The following is a 21942-nucleotide window of genomic DNA, read 5'->3' as shown; positions in this document are numbered from 1 at the left end:
CACCTCACCCGTTCGACCTCGTTGTTCCGGGCATCCGTCACCCGGAATGAGGAGGGGCGTCCCGATGGACGACGCACAGCAGCAGATGGTCCTGGTCCGGTCGAGCTTCCCGGTCACGGGGCAGCCGATCAGAGTCGTGATGATCGACGGGGAGCCGTGGTTCGTCACGGCGGACGTGTGCCAGGTCCTCGGTCGACGAAACTCGACCACTGCCGCAAATGGACTGGAGCCCCACCAGCACCGCACCGTCGACCTGCGATCGGTAACCACCCATCAGATGGGTTGTTACGACGTTTCCGCAGGTCGGAAACTCTACCGGCGGGGAAACCCATTGCTCGGCGTGGTGAACGAGGCAGGGCTGTACAGCCTCCTCATGAGGTCGGACAAGAAGTCCGCCCGACCGTTCCGGACCTGGGTCACCGAGGAGTTGCTCCCCTCCATCCGCCGCGGGGACACCGACATCCCCACCCAGCAGCGGCGGATGGCGGAGACCCTGGCCGAGGCGATCGGGCAGCAGGTGCAGATCGTCGCGGAGATCAACCACGAGGACTGGCCCGGCATGACCGTCCACTCGGACGGGACGGTCCACTGCCGACACGGCGAGATGGTCCTCCACCTGCCGAGCCGGGAAGAGGACAGTGGACCACCCTTCGGCGCGTACTTCTCCTGCCCGGGTGAGGAACGGGTCGGGATCCGGGGCAGCCGAATCGTCCCGGGCTGCCCGAAGCTGAAGCTGGTGGACCTGATCCGCCTCCGGCGTGACGCACAGCCGGAGCCCACACCCGTGCCTGCTCAACGGAGCTGGTTGACCGTGGAGATGCACGGCGCCCGGATCTACGGAACAGCTCCGCAGATCGCCGAGCTGATGCGCGAATACGGAGGCTGAGCGGTCGTCCCATGTGGGTGCACCCGCTATGGGTGAGTTCAACTCACCCATAGCGGGTGCAAACCATCACTTGAAGTGATGGTTACCGGCATTTCCGCAGGTCAGAAACCCTACGCATCCGCCGCCTCGACCCTCCGCCGGAGCCGCAGGATCATCGTCGTCCCGACCGCGAGCGGGAGGTAGAGCCAGCAGAACGCCCCGCGGAAGGCCTCGGCGGAGTAGGTGCCGGACGGGGAGAGGGTGTCGAGCAGGACGCCGATGCCGAAGAGGGTGATCATCGTGCCGATGAAGCCGCCCATGTTGACGATCCCGGAGGCGGTGCCGAGGCGTTCGACCGGGTTGCGGGCGCGGGCGTAGTCGAGGCCTACCAGGGAGGCCGGCCCGTTGGTGCCCATCACCAGGATGATCCCGACCAGCAGCCACATCGGGGGGTGGCCGCCGGGCCAGGCCAGCACCAGGGCCCAGCCGAGTCCGGTCACGGTGAGGACGGTGAACACGATCGGCAGCCGGGCCCGGACGGAGGCCGAGAGCAGCCGGCCGAAGAGCAGGCCGGAGGCCATGCTGCTGAGCACCAGCAGGGTCAGCAGCCCGCCCGCCTCGGTGCGGGTCAGCCGCTGCCCCTCCACCAGGTACGGCATCCCCCAGAGCAGCCCGAATGCGTTGCCGGGGAACTGGGTGGTGAAGTGCACCCAGAAGCCGAGCCGGGTGCCGGGCTCCCGCCAGCACGCGCGGATCTGCCGCCCGACCTTCGGGCGCTCGACGACCGGCCCCACCGGCCCCACCGCCGCCACCGCCGCCGGGGCCTCCCGCAGGAAGAGCGCGACCAGCGCGAACACCGCGACGCCGAGCAGCGCGATGGCGGTGAAGGTGGGGGTCCAGCCCTCGCTGTGCAGGGCCTGGGCCAGCACCACGGTGGTGACCAGGTTGCCGCCCATCCCGGCGAGGCCGGTCAGCTGCGCCACGAGCGGGTTCCGGGCGGCCGGGAACCACCGGGCGGCGATCCGGAGCACGCTGATGAAGGTCATCGCGTCGCCGCAGCCGAGGACGGCCCGGGAGGCGAGCGCGGGGGCGAAGGCGGAGCTGAACGCGAAGGCCAGCTGGCCGCCGCTGAGCAGCAGCACGCCGAGCAGCAGCACCCGGCGCGGCCCGATCCGGTCGACCAGCAGGCCGACGGGTATCTGCATGCCCGCGTAGACCAGCACCTGGAGGATCGAGAAGGTGGAGAGCGCGGAGGCGCCGATGCCGAAGCGGTCGGCGGCGTCCAGCCCGGCCACGCCGAGGCTGGTGCGGTGGATGACCGCCAGGACGTAGACGCTGACGCCGATGGACCAGGCCAGCCAGGCCGCGCGGCCGCCGGGCGGCGGGGCGGGCGCGGTCGACGACGGGGCCGACGGCGCGGGCGCGGCGGTGGATCGGGGAGCGGGGACGGACAGGGACGGGGCTGGACTCGCGGGCTCCACGGGCATAGTGCGTCCAGACTAGTCATCCCATCATTGGCTGCCCAGATCGAATCCGGCCCGGGCCCGCGCTCACCGCCCCTCAGCCGGTGACCGTCCAGGCCACCGACCGGGTCATGTACCGGTCCCGGAAGGCCTCGTCCCGCACCCAGTCGGTGGTGTCCCGGACGGTGGCCGTCACGGTGACCGTCCGGCCCGGGGCCAGGTCCAGCAGGGCGGTGTCCAGCCAGCCGCGGTCGGCGGTGGGCGGTTCGACCGCGACCCCGTCGACCTTCCAGTCCACCCGCAGCTGCCGCGCCCCGAACAGCGGCAGCGGCCGGACCTCCAGCCGGGGGCGTCCGGTCACCTCGCCGGGCGGCGGCACCGGGGCGTCGGTGGGCCGGACCCGGCGGTACAGCTCCTCGACGATCGCCTCCCGGGACGGCAGGTTGTACGCGCTGCCCAGGGTGCGCATCACCGAGTCCGGGGTGGGCCGGTAGAGCCCGTTGGCGCCGCGGTACGCCCCGACCGTGCCGGCGCCGTCCGGGGATTCGGCGCCCAGCCAGCGCCACCACTTGGTCTGCTTCCGGCGCATGTCGTCGGCGTTGAGGGTGGAGAGGTTGGGGTAGTCGGCGTCGTCGGGGGCGCTGTCGTACTCGTCGCCGAGGTCCCCCACGGTGTGGCCGATCTCGTGCTGGATGATCCGCCCGGCGTCGGGGCTGCCGCCGGCCAGGGTGGTCACCCCGGTGCCGCCGGCGCCGCCGTACTCGCTGGAGTTGGCGAGCGCGATCAGGTACTGCGGCCCGGCGCCGTCCCCGGCGACGCGGGCGGTGGCGGCCTCGTCGGCGCAGAGCAGCCGGGCGGTGCCCTCGCACCAGAAGTGCATGCCGAGCGGGGTGGCGGGGTTGCGGCCCCGGGTCTCCCCCTCGGCTATCCCGGAGACCGGGGAGACCACCTCGACCCGCCGTATGTTGAAGAACCCCTGGTAGGTGCGGAACGGCTCGATGTCCATCAGCGCGTGCCAGGCCCGGTCGGCCTGCTGCCGGAACAGCTCCTGTTCGACGGCCGTGTAGCCGTCGCCGAGCAGCACCAGGGTGATCCGGTTGGCCGGGTCCCCGGTGCGGCGTATGTCGACGGTCGGGGCGGCCTCGGCGCCCCGCACATCGGCACGTTGCGCGGTGTGCGGGGGCACCGCCCGGTCGGCCGGGGCGCCGGGCCCGATCACTCCGAACGGCGAGGGGCCGACCAGTTCCAGGGCGGCCGGGAGTACGGCGGTGGACACCAGCACGAGCGCGGCCAGACTCCGGACGAGACGGCCAGGGTTGCCAGGCGGCATACGGGTGCGTCCTCGGGGCTCCGGTCACCCGGCGTCGCCCGGGTGGTGGAGCGGAGACGTACCCGCACCGGCGTGTCGCCCCTACCGGCCGACGAAAATGTCACCGACCTGGCCGAACGACCCTGATCACACCAGTCATCCCAACCAATCCCCCTGCCGCTCTCTCACCCGGCCCTGACCCGGCCGTCGACCGGCCCTCACCCGGCCGTCGACCGCCTCGGCCGGGCGGTCAGCACCAGATGGGTCCCGAGCCCGAACAGCAGCCCCCAGAAGGCCGAGCCGATGCCGAACAGGCTCATCCCCGAGGCGCTCGCGAGGAAGGTCACCACCGCGGCGTCCCGCCCCCGCTCGTCCGCCACCGCCGCCGCCAGGCTGCCCTGCAACGAGGCCAGCAGCGCGACCCCGGCGACCACCGCGACCAGTTCCTTCGGCAGCCCGGTGAACAGGCTCACCAGCACCCCGCCGAAGCTGCCCACCAGCACGTACAGCACGCCCGCGGACATCCCCGCGACGTAGCGCCGGCGCGGGTCCGGGTGGCTCTCCGGCCCGGCGCAGATCGCCGCCGTGATCGCCGCCAGGTTCACCCCCGGCGAACCGAACGGCGCCAGCAGCAGCGAGACCGCGCCGGTCGACCCGATCAGCAGCCGGTCGTCCGGCCGGTAGCCGGAGGCCCGCATCACCCCGAGGCCGGGCGCGTTCTGCGAGGCCAGCGCGACGATCGTGAGCGGCAGCGCCACTCCCACCATGGCCGGCCAGGAGAAGGCGGGCACGGTGAACACCGGCCGGGTCGGCCCGCCCGAGCCCAGGTGCAGCGGCAGTCCGACGGTCAGCGCCGCCAGCACCCCGCCGACCAGCAGTGCCAGCGGGACGGCGTACCGGGGGACGGTCCGCCGGGCCAGCAGGAAGGCCGCGAAGGCGCCCACCACCAGCACCGGCGCGCTGTGCACGGCCCCGAAGATCCCGGCGCCGAAGGAGAACAGGATTCCCGCCAGCATCGCGTTGACGATCCCCACCGGGACCGCCGCGATCAGCCGCCCGAACCAGCCGGTGACCCCGAACAGCGTCACCACCACCGCGCTCACCAGGAACGCCCCGACCGCCTCCCGGTAGGGGTACGCGCCGAGGCTGGTCACCAGCAGCGCCGCGCCCGGGGTCGACCAGGCCGTGATCACCGGCATCCGGGTCCACCAGCTGAGCAGCAGGCCGCTCAGCCCGCTGCCGATGGACACCGCCCAGATCCAGGACGCGGTGTGCGCCTCGTCCAGCCGCCCGGCAGCGGCCGCCGCGAGCACCACCACCAGCGGGCCCGAGAAGGACACCGCGACGCACACCAGCCCCGCGAGCAGCGCCGGTCCGGACACGTCCCGCCGGAGCGACCGGCGCTCGCCGCCCCCGCGCGCGTCCCCGTCCCCGTTCACGTCCCCGTCCGGCAGTTCCCCCGGACGGATGGTCAGTTGATCCGTCTTATCCGTCATCCCGGCAGTATCCCGAAGCCCGTCGAATCCCGTCGGAGCCCTCCGAGGAACGGACCACAACCAAAGGGGCCCTGTTCCACACCACGGTGCGGAACAGGGCCCCTTCGACGATCGCGGCTCGTCAGCCCCAGGTGATCAGACGCTTGGGCTTCTCCAGCAGCGCGGCCACGTCGGCCAGCACCTTGGAGCCCAGCTCCCCGTCCACCAGGCGGTGGTCGAAGGAGAGCGCCAGCGTGGTCACCTGGCGCGGGACCACCTGGCCCTTGTGCACCCACGGCAGTTCCCGGACCGCGCCGAAGGCGAGGATCGCGGCCTCGCCCGGGTTCAGGATCGGGGTGCCGGTGTCGACGCCGAAGACGCCGACGTTGGTGATGGTGACGGTCCCGCCCTGCATGTCGCTCGGCGAGGTCTTGCCCTGGCGGGCGGTGTCGATCAGCTCGCCCAGCGAAGTGGCCAGCCCCGCAAGGGTCTTGGCGCCGGCGTCCTTGATGTTCGGGACGATCAGGCCGCGCGGGGTGGCCGCGGCGATGCCGAGGTTCACCTGGCCCCTGATGACGATCTCCTGGGCCGCCTCGTCCCACTGGGCGTTGATCTCGGGGTGCCGCTTGATCGCGACGAGCAACGCCTTGGCGACCAGCAGCAGCGGGCTGACCCGGACGTCCCGGCCCAGCTCGCCGGTCTCCTTGAGCCGGCGGACGAACTTCATCGTGCGGGTGACGTCGACCTGGACGAACTCGGTGACGTGCGGGGCGGTGAAGGCCGAGGCCACCATCGCCTGCGCGGTCGCCTTGCGGACGCCCTTGATCGGCACCCGGACGTCGCCCGCGGTGGACCCGAGCACCGGGGCCGGGGCGGCCGCCTCGACCGGCTCGGCCGCGACGGGCTGCGCCGCCGGGGCGGCCTGCGCGGCGACGACCGCCGACGCGTGGGCGTGCACGTCCTCGCGGGTGATCACCCCGTCCGGGCCGGTCGGGGTGACCGCGCGCAGGTCGACGCCGAGGTCCTTGGCCAGCTTGCGCACCGGCGGCTTGGCCAACGGCCGCTCGCCACCCAGCAGTTCGGCCACCGGGGCCGCTGCGGACACCGGGGCGACGGGCGCCGCCGGGGCGACCGGGGCCACCGGCGCGGCCGGCGCCGCAGCCGGCTTCGCGGCGACGGCGGCCGGGGCGGTGCGCCGCGCCCGGCGCTGGGCGGCACCGGTGCGCGGGCCGTAGCCGACCAGCACCTCGCGCCGCTCCGGCTCGGCCTCGGCCGCGGGAGCGGCGGCAGCGGCGACCGGAGCCGCCGCGGGGGCCGCAGCAGCCGGCGCCCCGGCCGCCCCGGCGACCGCGACCGAGATGATCACGGTGCCGACGTCGACCGTCGAGCCCTCCGGGAAGAAGAGCTGCTCGACGACCCCGTTGAACGGGATCGGCAGCTCCACCGCCGCCTTGGCGGTCTCGACCTCGCAGACGACCTGCCCGTCGGTGACGGTGTCACCCGGCTTGACGTACCAGCTGAGGATCTCGGCCTCGGTGAGGCCCTCGCCCACGTCGGGCATCTTGAACTCGCGGAGCGAGCGAACTTCGGTGGTCATCAGCGCTCCCCGGGATCAGTACGCGAGCGCGCGGTCGACGGCGTCGAGCACGCGGTCCAGGTCGGGGAGGAAGGCCTCCTCGACGCGGGACGGCGGGTACGGGGCGAAGTAGCCGCCGACCCGCAGGACGGGCGCCTCCAGGTGATAGAAGCACCGCTCGGTGAGCCGGGCGGCCAGCTCGGCGCCCATGCCCAGGAAGACCGGCGCCTCGTGCACCACGACGGCCCGCCCGGTGCGCTTGACCGACTCCTCCAGGGTGGCGAAGTCCACCGGGGAGAGCGAGCGCAGGTCGACGACCTCCAGCCGGCGGCCGTCCTCCTCGGCGGCCGCGGCGGCCTCCAGGCAGACCTTGACCATCGGGCCGTAGGCGATCAGCGTGGCGTCGGCACCCGGGCGGACGATCCGGGCGGAGTGCGCGTCCAGGTCGGCCGCGTCGCCGACCTCGCCCTTGTCCCAGTAGCGGCGCTTGGGCTCCAGGAAGATCACCGGGTCGTCCGACTCGATGGCCTGGCGCAGCATCCAGTGCGCGTCGTGCGCGTTGGACGGCGAGACCACCCGCAGACCGGCGGTGTGCGCGAAGTACGCCTCGTGCGACTCGCTGTGGTGCTCCACCGCGCCGATGCCGCCGCCGTACGGGATGCGGACGGTGATCGGCAGCTTCACGTGGCCGAGCGCACGGGCGTGCATCTTGGCCAGCTGGGTGACGATCTGGTCGAAGGCCGGGTAGACGAAGCCGTCGAACTGGATCTCCACCACCGGGCGGTAGCCGCGCAGCGCGAGGCCGATCGCGGTGCCCATGATGCCGGACTCGGCGAGCGGGGTGTCGATCACCCGGTCCTCGCCGAAGTCCTTCTGGAGGCCGTCGGTGATCCGGAAGACGCCGCCGAGCTTGCCGATGTCCTCGCCCATCAGGACGGTCTTCGGGTCGTTCTCCAGCGACTTGCGCAGCGCCTCGTTGAGCGCCTTGGCGATGCTGAGCTGACCGGCCATCAGAGGTTCTCCCCCGCCTCGAAGGAGGCCGCGTACTCGAGGTACTCGGCCCGTTCCTCATCGACCAGCGCGTGCGGCTCCGCGTAGACGTGGTCGAAGATCAGGGTCGGGTCCGGGTCCGGCATGCTGCGCACGCCCTCGCGCACCCGCAGCCCCAGCTGCTCGCTCTCGGCGTCGACCGCGGCGAAGAACTCCTCGTCCGCCAGGCCCTCCTTCTCCAGGTGGGCCTTGAGCCGGGTGATCGGGTCCTTGGCCTTCCAGGCCTCGGTCTCCTCGGCCAGCCGGTAGCGGGTGGGGTCGTCGGAGGTGGTGTGCGCGCCCATCCGGTAGGTGAACGCCTCGATCAGCACCGGGCCGTTGCCGGTGCGCGCGTGGTCGAGCGCCCAGCGGGTGACCGCGAGGCAGGCCAGCACGTCGTTGCCGTCGACCCGGACGCCGGGGAAGCCGAAGCCGGAGGCGCGGCGGTACAGCGGGATCTTGGTCTGGTTGGTGGTGGGCTCGGAGATCGCCCACTGGTTGTTCTGGCAGAAGAACACCACGGGGGCGTTGTAGACCGAGGCGAAGGTGAAGGCCTCGTTGACGTCGCCCTGGCTGGACGCACCGTCGCCGAAGTACGCGATGACCGCGTCGTCCGCGCCGTCCTTGGTGATGCCCATCGCGTAACCGGTGGCGTGCAGCGTCTGCGAGCCGATCACGATGGTGTACAGGTGGAAGTTCTTCTCGTTCGGGTCCCAGCCGCCGTGGTTCACGCCGCGGAACATGCCGAGCAGGTTCAGCGGGTCGACGTCGCGGCACCAGGCCACACCGTGCTCGCGGTAGGTGGGGAAGGCGTAGTCGCCGGTGCGCATGGCCCGCCCGGAACCGACCTGGGCCGCCTCCTGACCGAGCAGCGAGGCCCACAGGCCCAGCTCGCCCTGGCGCTGGAGCGCGGTGGCCTCACCGTCGAACCGGCGCACCAGCACCAGGTCGCGGTAGAGGGCGCGCAGCTCCTCCGGGGTCGTGGTGAGCGGGAAGTCCGGGTGCTCGACCCGCTCGCCTTCCGGGGTGAGCAGCTGTACGAGCTCCGGCTGGGCGTCCTTCCCCGTGGCGCGGAGGGTGTCAGGGACGCCGGGGGCCGCCTTCTTGCGAGCCCTCGCCGTGCTTTTGACGGTCACGTTCACTCCTCGGTCTGTCCGGCCGCCCGGGGTCGCCGGTGACCGGTCCGGTCACCGCCTCGCGGGGCGCGCGTGGGTGTGCGCACCTACTGCGGGGCAGGTGGTGATCCTGTTCCGACGGCGTCCCTCACGAGAACGTTACCCAGCGTCCGCCCTTGGCGCGTCGGCGCTAGGACGTCCTACTTGTTCAGGGTCTACAACCCCGCGGGTGCCGCGTGCCGCCTCGCCGTCGAATGGGTGGGGGTGACGGGAGGGTGACGCAGCTCTCAATTCGGTCGCCTTCAGGACACCTGCGCACGTTATCCGGGCTGCGGCCCGTACGTAAGGGGGTTCTCGGTATCGGTTTCGGACGGCTCTGGCCGGATAACGCCCTTCCCGGGGTACGGGCGATAGGTCTTTCCTACGGTGATATGGGAGGCTTTGGGCGTGACTGATAACGGACAAATCAGGGTATTCCTTCTCGACGACCACGAAGTCGTCCGACGGGGCGTGCACGATCTGCTCTCGGTCGAGGACGACATCGAGGTGGTCGGCGAGGCCGGCACCGCCGCCGAGGCGATCACCCGGATCCCGGCGGTCCACCCCGACGTCGCCGTGCTCGACGTCCGACTGCCGGACGGCAACGGCGTCGAGGTCTGCCGGGAGATCCGCTCCCGGCTGCCGGAGATCAAGTGCCTGATGCTGACCTCGTTCTCGGACGACGAGGCGCTGTTCGACTCGATCATGGCGGGCGCCTCCGGCTACGTGCTGAAGGCGATCCGCGGCACCGACCTGATCACCGCCGTCCGGGACGTCGCCGCCGGGAAGTCGCTGCTCGACCCGGTCGCCACCAGCCGCGTGCTGGCCCGGCTGCGGGACGGCGGCGAGAAGGAGGACGAACGGCTGGCCCAGCTCACCAAGCAGGAGCGCCGGATCCTCGACCTGATCGGCGAGGGGATGACGAATCGTCAGATCGGCAACGAGTTGCACCTGGCCGAGAAGACGGTGAAGAACTACGTCTCCAGTCTGCTCGCCAAGATGGGCATGGAGCGACGCACCCAGGCGGCGGCCTTCGTCGCCCGGCACCAGGCGGACCAGCAGCACTGACCGGAGCCTCTTGCACAGACCTGACGACTTGTCAAGGGCCCCCGCCAGGGGGCCATAACCTCTGGCTGTGACTTTCAGCCAGACCCTCGCCGGTGCCCCGGCCCGCCCCGACCTCGCCGCACCCCCGATAGGGACCCTCAGTCCGCCCGTCCCGCACGCCGCCCTCGCCGAGGTCCTCGACCGCTACCGGGTGGGTCGGCTACGGACCGCCGAACCGGTCGCCGAAGGCCTGCTGAACCGGGGCTACCGGGTCACCACCGAGGCCGGCACCTACTTCCTGAAGTGTTACGTCGACGCCGCCACCGCCAACCGCCCGAAGATCGTCGCCCACCACCGCGCGATGGCCGCGCTGGACGCCCTCGGACTGCCCGTCGCACCCCCGCTGGCCTGCGCCGGCCACTCCGGCACGGTGGCCGGCTACGGCGGCCGGCTGTTCGCGCTGTTCCCCTGGACCGATGGCCGGCACCGGCACGGTACCGAGCTCTCCCTGCCGCAGTGCGACGTGCTCGGCGCGCTGCTCGGCCGTCTGCACGGCGCGCTCGACGACGTGTGCGCCCCCCTCGACCAGCCCGCCGGCTACCGCAGCGCCGACCCCCTCGACAGCGCCGAACTCGCCCGCGAGCTACGGCACCGCGCCGGCCGCCACCGCCCGTACGACGACCTGGACGCCCTGGTCGAACAGCGGCTCGCCGAACGGCTGGAACTGCTCGCCGAACACGCCCACCGCCGCCCCGGACCGCAGGCCGCCCCGCCCACCGGCTGGACCCACGGAGACTTCCACGGCCTCAACCTGCTGTACCGCGCCGACGCGGTCGCGGCCGTGCTGGACTGGGACAAGCTCGGCCCGCAGCCACGCGCCGAGGAGGCGGTCAGAGCCGCCACCCTGCTGTTCAACGACCGGACCACCGGCACCCTCGACCTGGTCCGGGTCCGGCACTACTCGCAGGCCTACCGCGCCACCGGCGCCGCCACCGCCGAGCACCTGGCCGCCGCCGTCCACCGGGTCTGGTGGGAGCGACTGAACGACTTCTGGATGCTCCAGTGGCGCTACCAGCGGGCCGACCACCGGGCCGACCCGCTCTACCCCGCCTCGGCCGGCCAGCTGGCCTGGTGGTGCCAGGAGTACGAACAGGTCCTGGACGCCTTCGCCAACTGACCCGCACCCCGTGGCAGCAGGGGCGTGACCGCTCCCGGGCCCCGGAAACGAGCGGGCGCCCCGCTCGCGGTCATCCGTGAGCGAGGCGCAGCACCCTCAGCCGGTGGCGGGGGTCGCCGGCGGCGTCACCGGCGGCGGCGGCGTCACCGGCGGCTTGGCCGTCTGGGTCGGCGGCACCGGCTGCGCGGACGGCGAGGTACCGCCGCCGGTGCTCGACGCGGTCGGCGCCGTCGTCGGCGTGCTGCTCCCGGTGGACGTGGCCGTCGGTGTGTGGGACGCGGTCGCGCTCGGCGTCGGCGTGTAGGCCGGCGTGTGCCGGCCCGAGGTCGGTGCCGGCGACATGTTGCCGTTGGTGTTGCCGGTGTCGGTCGGCTGCTGGGGCCGCCGGGTGCCGGTGTTGGTGGCCGCCGGGCTCTGGGTGCCGCTCTGGGTCGGCGTGGTGGCCTCGGTGGTGCTGACCACCGGGGCGGGCGTGGTCGGGGTGACCGGCGTCTTCACGTCGTTGCCGCTCAGCGCGAGCGCGATGCCGACCCCGGCCGCGACCAGCACGGCCGCCGCGCCGGCCACCCAGCCCCACGGCCCGCGCCGCCGGCCGTGCCCGTCGTCGCCGTCCTCCGGCCCGCCGCCCCCGCCGTACGGGCCGCCGGCCCCCTGGTAGGGCCCCGACGGGGTGTGCGGGCCGCCCGAGCCGTACGGCATCATCGAGGTCTGGTCGCCCGCGCCGACCGCACCGAACGCCGCGGTGGCCGCGGTCTCGTCCGGCCGGATGATCTGGGTGGCCCCGGTGTTGCCCTGGCCCGCCGCGGCCAGCCCGGCCGCCGCGCCGGCCCAGCCGGCCCCGCCCGCGCCGTGCATCTCGCGCAGCGCGTGCTGGACGTGCGCGCGGAACTCGTCGGCGTCCTGGAAGCGGTCGTCCGGGTTCTTGGCCAGCGAGCGCAGCACCAGCGGGTCGAGCCCGGCCGGCACCCGGCTGTTGGCGTGGGAGGGCGGCACCGGCGGGTCCTGGACGTGCTGGTAGACCACCGACAACGGGGTGTCCCCGGTGAACGGCGGGCGCAGCGTCAGCAGCTCGTAGAGCATGCAGCCGGCCGCGTACAGGTCGGAGCGGTGGTCGACCGGCTTGCCGAGGGCCTGCTCGGGCGACAGGTACTGCGGGGTACCCATGACCATGCCGGTCTGGGTCATGGTGCTGGCGGTGCCGGTCAGCGCCCGGGCGATGCCGAAGTCCATCACCTTGACCGCGCCCGCGGTCGTGATGATCACGTTGGCGGGCTTGATGTCGCGGTGGACGATGCCGTGCCGGTGGCTGTAGGCCAGCGCCTCCAGCACCCCGGCGATGATGATCAGCGCCTGGTCGACCGGCGGCGCCGCCTCGTCGACCAGCAGCTCGCGGACGGTCCGGCCCTCGACCAGCTCCATCACGATGTACGGCGTGGACTCGTCCCCGACGTACTCCTCGCCGGTGTCGTAGACCGCGACGATCGAGTGGTGGTTGAGCGCGGCGACGGCGTGCGCCTCGCGGGTGAACCGCAGCCGGGCGATGTCGTCCTGGGCCAGCTCGCCCCGGAGCAGCTTGACCGCGACCGTCCGGCCGAGCCGCACGTCCTCGGCGGCGAACACCTCGGCCATGCCGCCCCGGCCGAGCCGGTGGGTCAGCCGGTAGCGGCCGTCGCCGACCGTGCCCAGCGGGGCCGCGGTGCCGCGGCCGGGCGTCTGCGGGCCGCTGCCGGCCCCGATGACCGGCGGGAACGCGGTGGTCGCGGCGCCGTCGCTGCCGAGCTCGGGCATTCCCGGCGTGCCGCCGGTGTGGCCGGCCGCGCGGGCGCCCTCGTCGTCCGGCTGCTGCGTCTGTGCCATCGCTCCTCGCCCCGGGCCTTCGCTCGGATCGCGGTGCCCTGTCGCTTACGTATCCCCGAACGCTACCGCTTCCGGCGCAGCCCCGTAGCACGGCCGAACCGGCCGGAAAGCGTCAGAGCCGGCCATTCCGGTCGGCCGGGAGGTCCACCACCAGCACGGCGGCGGGGCGCTCGCCGGTGTAGTGGCCGGTCTTGGACTTCGTCTTCTCGTCCGCCTTGTTGACCACGATCGCGATGATGATGCCGGCCAGCACCAGCACGCCGACGATGATCCCGATGACGACCAGCGCGGTGGAGCAGCCGCCGCCGCTGGGGGCCTTCGGCTGCTGGTACGGCGGCATCGGCTGCGGCATCGCCTGCGGCGGCGGGGTGTGCGCCTGCTGCGGGAAGGGCCGCGGGGTCTGGAAGGCCGGCGGCGGGGTCTGGTACTGCTGCGGCTGCGGCCCCCCTTGCGGCATGAACTGGGGCTGCGGCGTCGGGAACGCCGGCGGCGGCGTCCGGAAGGCCGGCGGCGGGGTCTGGTACTGCTGCGGCTGCGGCTGCGGGAACGGCTGCGGCGTCTGCTGGGCCTGCGGCGCGGCGTGCACCGAACGCGGACCCTCGTTGATCACCAGCGGGGTGCTGGCCTGCAACTGCTGCCCGTTGCCGCCGCCCTTGGCGGCGGCGATCAGCCGCTCGGCCTCGTCCCGCATCGCGGCCGCGCTCGGGAAGCGGTGCGCCGGGTCCTTGCGGAGCGCCTGCGCCACGAAGGCGTCCACCGCCGGGTTGAGCGAGCGGTTGAAGGTGGAGGGCGCCGGCGGCTCCTCCTGGACGTGCTTGTAGGCGATCGAGAACGCCGAGTCGCCGTCGAAGACCAGCTGACCGGTGAGCATCTCGAAGAGCATCACGCCGACGGAGTACAGGTCGGAGCGGGCGTCCACCGGCTTGCCGAGGGCCTGCTCGGGCGACAGGTACTGCGGGGTGCCGACCACCATGCCGGTCTGGGTCATCGAGGTGACGCCGGATTCCAGCGCCCGGGCGATGCCGAAGTCCATGACCTTGACATTGCCCTTGCGGTCGAACATCACGTTGCCGGGCTTGATGTCGCGGTGCACCAGGCCCATGTCGTGCGAGGCCTCCAGCGCGTTCAGCACGCCGACGGTGACCTTCAGGGCCTCCTCGGTCGGCATCGCGCCGTACTGCGCGACCGCCTCGTTCATCGCCTCGCGCAGGCCCTTGCCGTCGATCAGCTGCATGACGATGTACGGCGTGCTGGAGCCGTCCGGGGCGATGTCCTCGCCGCTGTCGTACACCGTGACGATGTTCGGGTGCTCCAGCCGGGCCACCGCCTGGGCCTCGCGGCGGAACCGCTCCTTGAACGAGTCGTCCCGGCCGAGCTCGCTGTGCATGCTCTTCAGCGCGACCTGCCGGTCCAGCACGCTGTCGTAGGCGAGGTGCACGGAGGCCATGCCGCCCTCGCCCAGCAGCCGCTGCAACACGTAGCGGCCGTTGCCCAGGGAGAAGCCCTCGACCGCCGCGTTGCCGTGCTCGCTCATGGTCCTCTGCTCCCCCTCGGCGCGGCCGTGGCGCCGCGACCGTGACGTTCGGTCTCGTCCGTGCGTGGTGTGCCCGGCCCGCCGGGCCTGGCGGACCCCTGTCGCGGCGGTGCGACCGGCCTGCGACAGGGGTCAGGGTATCGGCTCACGCCGACGGTGACCGGCCCAGGGCCGGTCCTCGGTCCCGGAGCCGGGCTGCGGTTGCGGGCTCCGGGTACGGACTACAGGTACGGGCCGGAGCGGATGCCGCGGCCCGGGCCCGGCTCGTCGTCGTCCGGCTCACCGCCCTGGAGGCCGGGCGGCAGCGCCCGCCGCATCTGCTCCAGCTGGGCCCGCGCCGCCATCTGCTGGGCGAACAGGGCGGTCTGGATGCCGTGGAACAGGCCCTCCAGCCAGCCGACCAGCTGGGCCTGGGCGATCCGCAGCTCGGCCTCGGTCGGGATGCTGTCCTCGGTGAACGGCAGCGACAACCGCTCCAGCTCCGCGACGAGTTCGGGAGCCAGACCGAGCTCCAGCTCCTTGATCGAGCTGGCGTGGATGTCCTTCAGCCGGGCCCGGCTGGCCTCGTCGAGGGGTGCCGCCCGGACCTCCTCCAGCAACTGCTTGATCATGCTGCCGATCCGCATGACCTTGGCGGGCTGCTCGACCATCTCCGTCACGGGGAGCTCGCGCGGCGTGTCGTCGTCGTCGCCCGCCGGGCCGGCGAAGCCCTGGCCCACCGGCAGCCCGTCCGGTCCGACGATCAGCACCTTCTGGCCGTCCTGCGACTGCCCGCCCGCGACCTGGAACGGCTCGTGCGACGAGCGCTCGTTCATCGGATTCGTCATGAACAACATTCTCTCTCACTGGGGTTGGTCGGACGGAAGCCCCCGATCGCCCCCGCGGCCCGGTACCACCGCCCATGACGGTACGCCCCGGAGGGCCGGCCCGGAATCCGTACGGATACTCAGATCCCGCCGCCGCCCGGCGCCTCCGGCACCCCACCACCCCCGCACCGAACCCCCCACCAACCCACACAGCAGCCCCCGCCCACCTGCCCCCCGGCTGCGGCTCAGCCCTTCCGCAGCCGCAGCCCGATCAGCCCCAGCCCACACCCGATCAACCCCAGGCCCGCGCCCAGCGGCAGCTGGACCGTGGAGGCGTCGCGCCAGCGGGCGGGCAGGACGGTGGGCGCGGCGGCGACCACCGTCGGCCCCGCCGCGGTGACCACGTCCGGGGCGGCGTCGTCCGCCGGGGCCGACGGGTCCGGGGTGCCGGGGTCGGCCTCGGACTGGTCGGCTCCGGCGGTCCGGTCCGGAGCCTGCTCGACGCTCTGGTCGGGGGCCTGGTCCGGGCTCTGCTCCGGGGCCCGGTCAGGGGTCCGGTCGGGAGCCGCGTCGGTGCGCTCGGGCGCGAGCGCCGGCCGGTGCCGGTACGCCCGCGGGTCGCCGCCGTCCGGTCGCGGGTGGGACACCGGGTGCCGCGGCAGCTCGGCGCCCGGGAGCGGCGGGGCCGCCGAGGGCACCGTCGCGGTGCCGGACGCGGCCTCCCCGCCCACCGTCGGCGCGGGCGTCTCCGCCGGCTCGACCACCGCGGCCGAAGCCGAACCCGCAGCCGAATCCGAGACCGAGGCCGAAACCGAGGCCCCGCCCGGCACCCCCTCCACCCCCTCCGGCCGGCTCGGCCCACCGGACGTCTCGGCGGCCCCGGTCGGCCCCACCGGCAACACCGGCAACACCGGCGACGGCGAGGGAACGGCGACCGCCACCGAGGCGGCGGCCAGCGGGAGGGTGAGCGCGAGCCCCAGCAGGGCCGAGGAGAGCAGTCGTCCGGCCCGGCCCGGATACGGGCGGCGGGCGCTGCGGCAGGTACGACGGTGGTGCGGCGCGGCGGGCAGCGGCCCGAGGGAGGCGTGCGTTGGTGCGGCCACGGTCGGAGGTCCTTCCGACGGCCGACCGCGCGGGGCGGGGTCGGCGGCGGGACAGCTCCGGACCAGCGTCACACAACCCGACAATTAAGTCATTTCGGACACCGCTGCCGTCGCCGGCACCGCCCTCAGGCCCGCAGCACCACCTTCCCGACCTGCTCCCCCGCCTCCAGCACCCGGTGGGCCTCGGCGGCGTCGGTCAGCGGCAGCACCCGGTCGATCACCGGCTTCACCACCCCGGACTCGACCAGCGGCCACACGTGCTCCCGCACCGCCGCCACGATCGCCGTCTTCTCCGCGAGCGGCCGCCCGCGCAGGTTGGTGGCGATCACCGCCGCGCGCTTGCGCAGCAGCGCGTTGAGGTCGAGCTCGCCCTTCACCCCGCCCTGCAGCCCGATGATCACCAGCCGCCCGTTGACCGCCAGCGCGTCCACGTTCCGCTGGAGGTACTTGGCGCCCATGATGTCCAGGATCACGTCCGCCCCGGCGCCGCCGGTGGCCTCCTTGACCGCCTCGACGAAATCCTGCTCCCGGTAGTTGATCGCGATGTCCGCACCGAGTTCGGTGCACCGGGCGAGCTTCTCCGCACTGCCCGCGGTGACCGCGACCCGTGCGCCGACCGCCTTGGCCAGCTGGATCGCCATGGTCCCGATGCCGCTCGCGCCGCCGTGCAGCAGCACGGTCTCGCCGGGCCGCAGGTGGGCGGTCAGGAAGACGTTGGACCACACCGTGCAGGCGACCTCCGGCAGCGCGGCGGCCTGTTCCGGGCTCAGCCCCTTCGGCACCGGCAGCAGCTGCCCGGTGGGCACCGCGACGCGCTGCGCGTAGCCACCGCCGACCAGCAGCGCGCACACCTCGTCGCCGACCGACCAGCCGGCCACGCCCGGCCCGAGGGCGACGATCCGCCCGGCGCACTCCAGCCCGGGGTAGACCGGACTGCCGGGGGGCGGGTTGTAGAAGCCCTGCCGCTGGAGCAGGTCGGCACGGTTGACGGCGGTGGCCGCCACCTCGACCAGGACCTCGCCCTCGCCGGGCACCGGGTCGGGCACCTCGGCCCAGACCAGCGCCTCGGGGCCGCCGGGTACGGGAATCGTCATCGCATGCATGCCCCGAAACCTACTGCGCGTCAGGACGTCCGGCGGGCAGCCCCGCGTCACCGCCCCGGGGTGATCACGATCACCCGGTCGGTGAGCCGGAGCACGGCGGCCTCCGGCTCGGTGTAGTTGAGCACCCGCCGGCCGCGCACCACCGCGACCACCAGGTCCTGGCAGTCGCGCGGGCCGTGCCCGGCCTCGGCCTTGGTGACCGGGCGCTCGACCAGGTCCAGGCCGGTGCCGTAGGTCAGCAGGTCCTCCATCACCGCACCGGCGTGCGGGCTGACCATGGACAGGCCGAGCAGCCGCCCGGCCGAGCTGGAGCTGGTGACGACGACGTCGGCGCCGCTCTGCCGCAGCAGCGGCGCGTTCTCGTCCTCCCGGACGGCCGCGACCACGGTGGCGGCCTTGTTCAGCTGCCGGGCCGTCAGGGTGACCAGGACGGCGGTGTCGTCCCGCTCGGGCGCGACCACGACCCGGGCGGCGGTGGGCAGGGCGGCCCGCAGCAGGGTGTCGGTGCGGGTCGCGTCGCCGACCACCCCGACCAGGCCGTGCCGGGAGGCCTGCTCGATCACCTTGCGCTGCGGGTCGACGACGACGATCGCCTCCTTCGGCACACCCTGGCCGAGCAGGGTGTCGACGGCGCTGCGGCCCTTGGTGCCGTACCCGATGACGACGGTGTGCTCGCGCACGGTGGACCTCCAGCGGTTCAACCGCCACTGCTGGCGGGTGCGTTCGGTGAGCACCTCCAGCGTGGTGCCGACCAGGATGATCAGGAACAGCACACGCAGCGGGGTGATCACGAAGATGTTGGTGAGCCGGGCGCCGTCGCTGTACGGGGTGATGTCGCCGTACCCGGTGGTGGAGAGGGTCACCGTGGCGTAGTAGGCGGCGTCGAGGAAGCTGAGTCCGTCGCCCGCGTTGTCGTGGTAGCCGTCCCGGTCGAGGTAGACGATCAGCGTGGTGGCGACCAGGACGGCGAGGGCCAGCAGCAGCCGCGAGCCGACCTGCCGGAGGGCGGGCGCGGCCCGCCGGGCCGGCAGCACGATCCCGGCGTCCGCCCACGGCTCGGTGATCGGGGCAGCCGCCCCCCGCAGCCGGGACCGCACCGAGCTCATGCGCCCGCCTCGCTCACGGGGTCTCCAGCAGTTCCACGACCTCCCCGGCCGCCACGCCGCCGGGCGGGACGACGGCGAGCGCGTCGGCCCGGGCGAGTCCGCGCAGCATGGCCGGTCCGTCGAAGGCGAGCGCGGCGACGCCGCCGGTGGTGCGCCGGACGGGCAGCAGCCGGGTGTCCGCCGGGTGCCCGGGCAGGGCGACGGCGGCGGGCGCGACGACCGGGCCGGTGGCCATCCGGCCGCTGCGGGCGTGCAGCAGCGGCAGGGCCAGCGTGACGGTCCCGGCGACGGCCGCCAGCGGGTTGCCGGGCAGCCCGACCAGGTGGCGGCCGCCCGACGGGCCGTCGCCCGCGGGCAGTTCGGCCAGCAGCATGGGGTGGCCGGGGCGGACGGCCACGCCGTCCACCAGCAGCCGGGCGCCGGCCTCGGCGAGGGCCCGGTGCAGGAAGTCGACCGGGCCGGCGGCGGTCCCGCCGGTGGTGACGACGACATCGGCGGTGGAGTGCCGCAGGGCGTCCCGCAGCAGCCCGAAGTCGTCCCGTACCGCCCGGACTTCGGCCACCTCGGCACCGGCGGCGCGCAGCCAGGGCGGCAGCAGCGGGCCGAGCGCGTCCCGGACCAGGCCCGGGCCGGGGAGCCCGGAGTCGAGCAACTCGTCACCGAGGACGAGCAGTTCCACCACCGGACGGCGGCGGACGGCGATCCGGTCGTGGCCGCAGGCGGCGGCCAGGCCGAGCACCGCCGGGCCGACCGTCATCCCGCCGGGCAGCAACGCCTCACCGCGGCGGCACTCCTGGCCGCGCGGACGGACGTCCTGACCGGTGGTCAGCGGACGCGGGCCGCGGTCGCGCAGCAGGCTGCCGTCCGTCTCGCCGTGTTCGCGGCGCAGCACGGCGGTGGCGCCGGGCGGCAGTTGGGCGCCCGTGGCGATCTCGACGGCGGCGCCGTCGGCGAGTGGCGCGACCTCGGTGCACCCGGCCAGCACCCGTCCGGCGACCCGCCAGGGGCCGGGGCCGGCGACCGCCCAGCCGTCCATCGCGGAGGTGTCGAAGGCGGGCAGGTCGGTCAGCGCGGCGAGCGGTTCGGCGAGGGTGTGGCCGAGCGCCTCGGCGAGCGGGAGGCCGACCGGCGGCAGCGGGCGCAGCCCGGCCCGACGGGCCACCTCCCGGGCCTGCGGCCAGCTCAGCACGCCGGGGCCGGGGATCGGGTCGGCCACGGTGGTCTCCTGATCGGCGTGGTCGACGGTGCTCACGGCTCGCCCGGTCCGGCGGCGGCGCTCCAGCGTTCGGCGAGCGCGGCGGTGCGCCGGGCGGCCTCGGCGACGGCCTCCGGCCCACCGCCCTGCTGGGCGGCGGCGTAGCCGATCAGGAAGGTGGTCAGCGGTGCGGCCGGCCGGTCCACTCCGTGGGCGACCACCCGGGCGAGGTCGAGCAGTCCCCGGACGTCGACGTCCAGGTCGATGCCCAGGTCGGCCCGGACCTCGGCAATCCAGTCTTCCAGCGTGCGCTCCATGCGCCCATGCTGCCTGATCGGCGGTTTCCCGAAGGTGTTCCCCCCGTGTGCGGCGCGCGTCGTTTCGCTCACGGGCCCGCCGTGGGCCGGTGAGGAGTCAGCCCCGGTCCCGCTCCCGGGCCTGTTCCAGGTCCTCCCAGGTGTCGCAGTCGTAGGCGACGTTGTCGATGTCGGCCACCAGGATCCGGGCGAGGCCGCCGACGAGCCGGCGCAGCGGGAGGCCCTCCGGGTCGCCGAGGCCGGCCAGCGCGGTGCGCAGCGGGGCGGTGCGGTAGGCGGCGGCGAGCGGCTGCTCACGGCCGCCGGCGTCGACCAGCACGGCGGCGTCCGCGGTCGGCCCGGCGCCGTCCAGGGCGGCGACCAGCCGTTCGACCGTGCGCCGGTCGAGGAAGGGCAGGTCGGCGGCGAGCAGCAGCACCGTCCCGGCGGTGACCAGGTCGAGTCCGGCCGCGACGGCGGCGACCGGCCCGCCGCCGGGCGGCTGCTCCCTGGTCCAGCGGACGCCGGTGCGGGCGGTGAGCCGGGCCGGGCCGACCACGACGGTGGTCCGGGCGCCGGCGCAGGCGGCGAGCACCCGGTCGAGCAGGCTGGTCTCGCCGACGGTCAGCCCGGGCTTGTCGGCCCCGCCGAGGCGCCGGGCGGCCCCGCCCGCCGGAACGATCACGTCGTACGGCGTCATGCGGCCAGTATCCGCCCCCGGCCGTGCCCTACCCGGCCGGGCGGTCCCCCTGCGGCCCCTCCCCCGGCGTCCCGTCCCCCTCCGGGTCGTCCTCGACGATCTCGGCGTCGACGATCCCGTCCTCGTCCGGTTCCACCACCACCACCCGGGCGGTGTTCGCGGCCGCGCCGAGCTCCAGGATGACCGGCAGGGTCAGCTCCCCGTACCGCTGGTTCATCGCGGTGACCAGCCCCTCCGGGTCGTGCGGGTGCTCGGCCAGCAGCCGGTCGAAGTCCTGGAGGTACTCGCCGGTGAAGGCGAGCACCCGGGCGGCCTCGTCGCCCTGGTCGGGCGCCCGGTGCCCGGCGATCACCCGGTCCACGCCGAGGTCGGCGATCCGTCCGAGGTTGTGCCCCCAGGTGACGCGCTGGGCGGGGGTGGTGTCGGCGGTCCAGACGTGGGTGCCGTTGTAGACGAAGTCCCCGGCGATGACGGTCCGCACGCTCGGCACGTGGACGACCGTGGAGTCGCCGCAGTCGCCCTGCCCGAGCAGCAGGACGGGGATCACCTGGCGGTCGAGCATCAGCGGCTGCGGCAGCAGCGGGGCGGGGATCAGCGGGTGGTCCGGGATGTCGTCGCCGTAGACCGGCTTCCACTGCGCGACCTTGGCGGCGGCGGTGCGCCGGATGCCCTCCACCACGGCCGGCGCGGCCAGCAGCCGGGCGTCCGGGAAGAGCTTCAGCACCTCCTCGGCGCCGAAGTAGTGGTCCGGGTGGTGGTGGGTGACCACGATGGCGAGCAGCCGGCGGCCCTTGCCGGCCACCCACTCGGCGAGTTCGCGGCCGGCGCTGCGGGTGAGCTGGGCGTCCACCAGGATCGCGGCCTGTTCGCCGAGGACCAGGGTGGAGGTGGCGAAGAAGGCCGATTCGGGCCCGGTGAAGACGGCGACCTCCAGCGGCCGGGCGGGGCGCTCGCCGTTCGAGGTGGCGGCCCGGGCATCGGTGCGCTCCGCGCCGGCGCTCTCCTCGGGCGGGGTCGACGTCACGGGGTGCTCCCTGGGTAGGCGGTCGGTGTTCCTGCGCCCTACAGCATGGGAGTTCCGGCGGCCGAATGCGCGGAAGGCGCGCCCGACGGGGCGCGCCTTCGACCCGGCTCACACACCGGCCCG

Annotated in this window: 19 protein-coding genes; 3 read left to right on the top strand and 16 right to left on the bottom strand. The window is 74.0% G+C overall.

Going from position 1 to position 21942, the window contains the following annotated elements:
- Positions 1-64: 64 nt before the first annotated feature.
- Complete coding sequence (locus tag ABTY15_RS31670) at positions 65-886, top strand: BRO-N domain-containing protein (RefSeq protein WP_350602817.1); 822 nt, start codon at positions 65-67, stop codon at positions 884-886.
- A 110-nt stretch (positions 887-996) separates the two neighbouring features.
- Here ABTY15_RS31670 and ABTY15_RS31665 read toward each other — a convergent pair whose 3' ends face one another.
- From ABTY15_RS31665 to pdhA, 6 genes are all read right to left on the bottom strand, one after another.
- Positions 997-2352, bottom strand: coding sequence for an MFS transporter (locus ABTY15_RS31665; protein WP_350602814.1), 1356 nt, complete (start codon positions 2350-2352; stop codon positions 997-999).
- A gap of 73 nt (positions 2353-2425) precedes the next feature.
- Positions 2426-3604, bottom strand: coding sequence for a M64 family metallopeptidase (locus ABTY15_RS31660; protein WP_350602808.1), 1179 nt, complete (start codon positions 3602-3604; stop codon positions 2426-2428).
- A gap of 251 nt (positions 3605-3855) precedes the next feature.
- Complete coding sequence (locus ABTY15_RS31655) at positions 3856-5133, bottom strand: benzoate/H(+) symporter BenE family transporter (RefSeq protein ID WP_350602805.1); 1278 nt, start codon at positions 5131-5133, stop codon at positions 3856-3858.
- Between the two features lie 121 nt (positions 5134-5254).
- Positions 5255-6709 (bottom strand): dihydrolipoamide acetyltransferase family protein, encoded by a 1455-nt coding sequence (locus tag ABTY15_RS31650; RefSeq protein ID WP_350602803.1) that lies wholly within the window; start codon positions 6707-6709, stop codon positions 5255-5257.
- A gap of 15 nt (positions 6710-6724) precedes the next feature.
- Entirely contained in the window at positions 6725-7699 is a 975-nt protein-coding gene (locus ABTY15_RS31645) for an alpha-ketoacid dehydrogenase subunit beta (protein ID WP_502893638.1), read from the bottom strand.
- Entirely contained in the window at positions 7699-8853 is a 1155-nt protein-coding gene (gene pdhA / locus ABTY15_RS31640; protein WP_502893637.1) for a pyruvate dehydrogenase (acetyl-transferring) E1 component subunit alpha, read from the bottom strand. Before pdhA ends, ABTY15_RS31645 begins: the two co-directional genes overlap by 1 nt.
- 426 nt (positions 8854-9279) lie before the next feature.
- Between pdhA and ABTY15_RS31635 the strand changes: the two genes are divergently transcribed.
- The gene (locus ABTY15_RS31635) at positions 9280-9939 is read left to right on the top strand and encodes a response regulator (protein WP_350602795.1); all 660 of its coding nucleotides are present in this window, start codon (positions 9280-9282) and stop codon (positions 9937-9939) included.
- A gap of 67 nt (positions 9940-10006) precedes the next feature.
- On the top strand, positions 10007-11095 hold the full coding sequence (locus tag ABTY15_RS31630) for a phosphotransferase (RefSeq protein WP_350602792.1): 1089 nt from the start codon (positions 10007-10009) through the stop codon (positions 11093-11095).
- A gap of 96 nt (positions 11096-11191) precedes the next feature.
- Here ABTY15_RS31630 and ABTY15_RS31625 read toward each other — a convergent pair whose 3' ends face one another.
- From ABTY15_RS31625 to ABTY15_RS31585, 10 genes are all read right to left on the bottom strand, one after another.
- A complete protein-coding gene (locus ABTY15_RS31625) occupies positions 11192-12952 on the bottom strand; it encodes a protein kinase domain-containing protein (RefSeq protein ID WP_350602788.1) in 1761 nt (586 codons plus the stop codon).
- A 112-nt stretch (positions 12953-13064) separates the two neighbouring features.
- Positions 13065-14486, bottom strand: coding sequence for a protein kinase domain-containing protein (locus tag ABTY15_RS31620; RefSeq protein ID WP_350602782.1), 1422 nt, complete (start codon positions 14484-14486; stop codon positions 13065-13067).
- Positions 14487-14707: 221 nt separating this feature from the next.
- Complete coding sequence (locus ABTY15_RS31615) at positions 14708-15313, bottom strand: bacterial proteasome activator family protein (RefSeq protein WP_350602777.1); 606 nt, start codon at positions 15311-15313, stop codon at positions 14708-14710.
- Positions 15314-15537: 224 nt separating this feature from the next.
- The gene (locus ABTY15_RS31610; RefSeq protein ID WP_350602775.1) at positions 15538-16395 is read right to left on the bottom strand and encodes a hypothetical protein; all 858 of its coding nucleotides are present in this window, start codon (positions 16393-16395) and stop codon (positions 15538-15540) included.
- Between the two features lie 125 nt (positions 16396-16520).
- Positions 16521-17498, bottom strand: coding sequence for an NAD(P)H-quinone oxidoreductase (locus tag ABTY15_RS31605; protein WP_350602772.1), 978 nt, complete (start codon positions 17496-17498; stop codon positions 16521-16523).
- A gap of 47 nt (positions 17499-17545) precedes the next feature.
- Positions 17546-18604 carry a potassium channel family protein gene (locus ABTY15_RS31600; RefSeq protein ID WP_350602769.1) on the bottom strand — a complete coding sequence of 353 codons (1059 nt, stop codon included), beginning with the start codon at positions 18602-18604 and terminating at the stop codon, positions 17546-17548.
- Positions 18605-18617: 13 nt separating this feature from the next.
- Positions 18618-19856, bottom strand: a complete 1239-nt coding sequence (locus tag ABTY15_RS31595) for a molybdopterin molybdotransferase MoeA (RefSeq protein WP_502893636.1) — start codon at positions 19854-19856, stop codon at positions 18618-18620.
- Positions 19853-20116 (bottom strand): DUF6457 domain-containing protein, encoded by a 264-nt coding sequence (locus ABTY15_RS39910; protein ID WP_502893640.1) that lies wholly within the window; start codon positions 20114-20116, stop codon positions 19853-19855. The genes ABTY15_RS31595 and ABTY15_RS39910 overlap by 4 nt, the downstream gene beginning before the upstream one ends.
- Before the next feature lie 97 nt (positions 20117-20213).
- Positions 20214-20795, bottom strand: a complete 582-nt coding sequence (gene mobA / locus ABTY15_RS39905; RefSeq protein ID WP_502893641.1) for a molybdenum cofactor guanylyltransferase — start codon at positions 20793-20795, stop codon at positions 20214-20216.
- A gap of 28 nt (positions 20796-20823) precedes the next feature.
- Positions 20824-21819 (bottom strand): MBL fold metallo-hydrolase, encoded by a 996-nt coding sequence (locus tag ABTY15_RS31585; RefSeq protein WP_350602767.1) that lies wholly within the window; start codon positions 21817-21819, stop codon positions 20824-20826.
- Positions 21820-21942: the final 123 nt, after the last annotated feature.

The sequence above is a fragment of the Kitasatospora sp. NPDC097643 genome (genome assembly GCF_040302625.1).
GTDB lineage: Bacteria > Actinomycetota > Actinomycetes > Streptomycetales > Streptomycetaceae > Kitasatospora.
Note: the sequence above shows the minus strand (reverse complement) of the source record. Positions and strands in the feature narration are given on the sequence as shown.

Bases quoted from the DNA above. Each gene is read 5' to 3' on its own strand.
- ABTY15_RS31600 (WP_350602769.1), bottom strand. From the start codon at position 18,604: ATGAGCTCGGTGCGGTCCCGGCTGCGGGGGGCGGCTGCCCCGATCACC.
- ABTY15_RS31655 (WP_350602805.1), bottom strand. From the start codon at position 5,133: ATGACGGATAAGACGGATCAACTGACCATCCGTCCGGGGGAACTGCCG.
- ABTY15_RS31625 (WP_350602788.1), bottom strand. From the start codon at position 12,952: ATGGCACAGACGCAGCAGCCGGACGACGAGGGCGCCCGCGCGGCCGGC.
- ABTY15_RS31615 (WP_350602777.1), bottom strand. From the start codon at position 15,313: ATGACGAATCCGATGAACGAGCGCTCGTCGCACGAGCCGTTCCAGGTC.
- ABTY15_RS31650 (WP_350602803.1), bottom strand. From the start codon at position 6,709: ATGACCACCGAAGTTCGCTCGCTCCGCGAGTTCAAGATGCCCGACGTG.
- ABTY15_RS31620 (WP_350602782.1), bottom strand. From the start codon at position 14,486: ATGAGCGAGCACGGCAACGCGGCGGTCGAGGGCTTCTCCCTGGGCAAC.
- ABTY15_RS39910 (WP_502893640.1), bottom strand. From the start codon at position 20,116: ATGGAGCGCACGCTGGAAGACTGGATTGCCGAGGTCCGGGCCGACCTG.
- ABTY15_RS31605 (WP_350602772.1), bottom strand. From the start codon at position 17,498: ATGCATGCGATGACGATTCCCGTACCCGGCGGCCCCGAGGCGCTGGTC.
- mobA (WP_502893641.1), bottom strand. From the start codon at position 20,795: ATGACGCCGTACGACGTGATCGTTCCGGCGGGCGGGGCCGCCCGGCGC.
- ABTY15_RS31670 (WP_350602817.1), top strand. From the start codon at position 65: ATGGACGACGCACAGCAGCAGATGGTCCTGGTCCGGTCGAGCTTCCCG.
- ABTY15_RS31665 (WP_350602814.1), bottom strand. From the start codon at position 2,352: ATGCCCGTGGAGCCCGCGAGTCCAGCCCCGTCCCTGTCCGTCCCCGCT.
- ABTY15_RS31645 (WP_502893638.1), bottom strand. From the start codon at position 7,699: ATGGCCGGTCAGCTCAGCATCGCCAAGGCGCTCAACGAGGCGCTGCGC.